This window comes from Noviherbaspirillum sp., assembly GCF_035654295.1.
GTDB lineage: Bacteria > Pseudomonadota > Gammaproteobacteria > Burkholderiales > Burkholderiaceae_D > Noviherbaspirillum.
Map to the genome: position 1 here is coordinate 1 of NZ_DASRXF010000087.1, position 2,112 is coordinate 2,112.

General features: G+C 65.3%; 3 protein-coding genes. 1 reads left to right on the plus strand and 2 read right to left on the minus strand.

Annotated elements, in window-relative coordinates; all coding sequences use genetic code 11:
• Window positions 1-183: hypothetical protein (locus tag VFF99_RS09330; protein ID WP_325017175.1), on the plus strand; the 183-nt coding region annotated here is incomplete at its 5' end.
• Between the two features lie 111 nt (window positions 184-294).
• On the opposite strand, the gene VFF99_RS09335 is transcribed toward VFF99_RS09330, so the two are convergent.
• Window positions 295-963: a GNAT family N-acetyltransferase gene (locus VFF99_RS09335; protein ID WP_325017177.1), complete on the minus strand. Its 669-nt coding sequence runs from the start codon at window positions 961-963 to the stop codon at window positions 295-297.
• The gene (locus VFF99_RS09340) at window positions 960-2,111 is read right to left on the minus strand and encodes an ABC transporter permease subunit (RefSeq protein WP_325017179.1); all 1,152 of its coding nucleotides are present in this window, start codon (window positions 2,109-2,111) and stop codon (window positions 960-962) included. The genes VFF99_RS09335 and VFF99_RS09340 overlap by 4 nt, the downstream gene beginning before the upstream one ends.
• Between the last annotated feature and the right edge of the window lies 1 nt (window position 2,112).

Below are 2,112 nucleotides of genomic sequence, written 5' to 3' on the forward strand. Positions count from 1 at the left end.
CATGCCGGCACGGTCGAGTTCGGTGGCGGCGGCGAGGTCTTTGATGAGCAGAGTGGTCATGGTGTATCTCCTAGAGTTGGTTGGGTTGGACGAGCATTTCGTTGCGCTCGACATACCTATTGCGAGGAGTGTGCCAGCGCCGGGGTGCTGCCCGCAGGGTGCTCGCAAGGCATTGAAAAATAAGGGGATTTTCCAATTCTCGCGGTGCCGCGTGAGATTTTTGGCATGTGCCCGCAGGCGGCGCGCGCCCGACACCTTGCGGCGATGTGTTCGTGCGGATGGAACAGCTTGCCTTCAGTGCCGTGTGATGACTCGGGCGATGGATGTTCCGGCAACGCGGAAGCCGAGGCGGTGGTAGAGACGCACTGCTGCCGCGTTGTCCTGCATGACGCGCAGGAAAGGCGTATCCCCACGCCGGCGCTGATGCAGGAGTATCTTGGCCACCAGTTGCCGCGCCAGTCCCTTGCCGCTGAAGTCCGGGTGCGTGCACACGCCGGTGATTTCGCTGTAGCCGCCGGCGCAAGGTCGGCTGCCGGCCATCGCGACCAGCCGTTCTCCGTCCAGGATGCCGAAGTATTCGCCCAGCTCCAGCGTCTTCAGCGTGAAGGGGCCGGGGCCTGTCAGCGTTGCCAGTTCGAGCGCCGCCGCTGCGTGGCGCGCATCGAGCAGGACGGCTTCCGTTGCAGCGTTCGCGAACGGATCTTGCGGAACCATCCTGAGCATGAGGCCTTCGGTGTCGATCTCCCAGCCATCCGGCAAACTCCCGGCCCAGCCGTCGCAGTAAATGTGTTCGCCCGGCCGCACCCATCGCGCCAGTGCATGCAGGTCCGGCGCTGCGGGATCGGCAAACGCGGCGACGGGCGGATAACCCGGTGCATACCTCCGTACGGCATGATTGCCAACGGTAAATCGCGCGTGCGGTCCCACGAGTGTGTGCCAGACAATGTTGTTGAAGAGGGTCATGCTGCCAGCCGGTCGTCGTGCTGCAGGCACCCGTCTCTGCTAGCCGCATGGCGGCCGGGTGTGGGATCGAGGCGCGTTCGCGCGGGCCACAGCCCGGCAGGGCGGGCCAGCATGATGAGCACCATCGCCATGCCGAGCAACAGCTGGCGCAGCACTTCGGATTCCAGCACAACATGGCCGAACAGCTCGCGCTGCACCGGTTCGACGAGATGGCGCAGCACTTCCGGCAGGACTGCCAGGATCACGCCGCCGAGCACCACGCCGGGCACATGGCCCATGCCGCCGAGCACCACCATCGAAAGCACGGCGATGGATTCGTTGAGAACGAATGACTCGGGAGAAATGTAGCCCTGGAAGGCGGCGAACATGGCTCCCGCGACGCCGCCCGAAGAGGCGCCGAGGGCGAAGGCGAGCAGCTTCACTTTGCTGGTATCGATGCCCATGGCCTGCGCGGCCGTTTCGTCTTCGCGTATCGCCATGAACGCACGACCGAGGCGGGAATGCTGCAGGCGCACGGAGAGCGCGATGAAGGCCGTGCACAGCGCCAGGAACAGGAAGTAATAGGCGTTCACCGAAGGCATGGCGTAGCCGAAAATGTCGAGCGTGGCGCCGGCACCGGGCTTGCCCGCGAGCGAGACGCCGAAGATGCGGACCGGGTCGACCATGTTGATCCCTTTCGGTCCGTCGGTCAGGTTGACCGGCGCGTTCAGGTTGATGAGGAAGATGCGGATGATCTCACCGAACCCGAGCGTGACGACGGCAAGGTAATCGCCGCGCAGCTTGAGCGCCGGCGCGCCCAGCAGGATGCCGAAGATTGCTGCGAGCCCGGCGGCCAGGGGCACGATGGCCCAGATGGAGAGGTGGATGCCGTCTTGCGCCGCTTCCGGCCCGAGAAGGCGCCGTGCAGCCTCGCCGGCCGCCGGATAGGCATGGACGAGGGAGTCGAGCACGACCGCGAACTGCGGCGAGGCGAGCAGTGCCGTCATGTAGGCACCGACCGCGTAGAAGGCGATATAGCCGAGGTCGAGCAGGCCGGCGAAGCCGACCACGATATTCAGGCCGAGCGCCAGCAGGATGTAGAGCAGCGCCATGTCCGCCATGCGTACCCAACTGTTGCCGAAGGGCGCGGCGATGAAGGGGAACAGCACC

What these genes read in the sequence shown, in the direction of transcription:
- VFF99_RS09335 (WP_325017177.1), bottom strand. Translation starts at nt 963, where the DNA reads ATGACCCTCTTCAACAACATTGTCTGGCACACACTCGTGGGACCGCAC.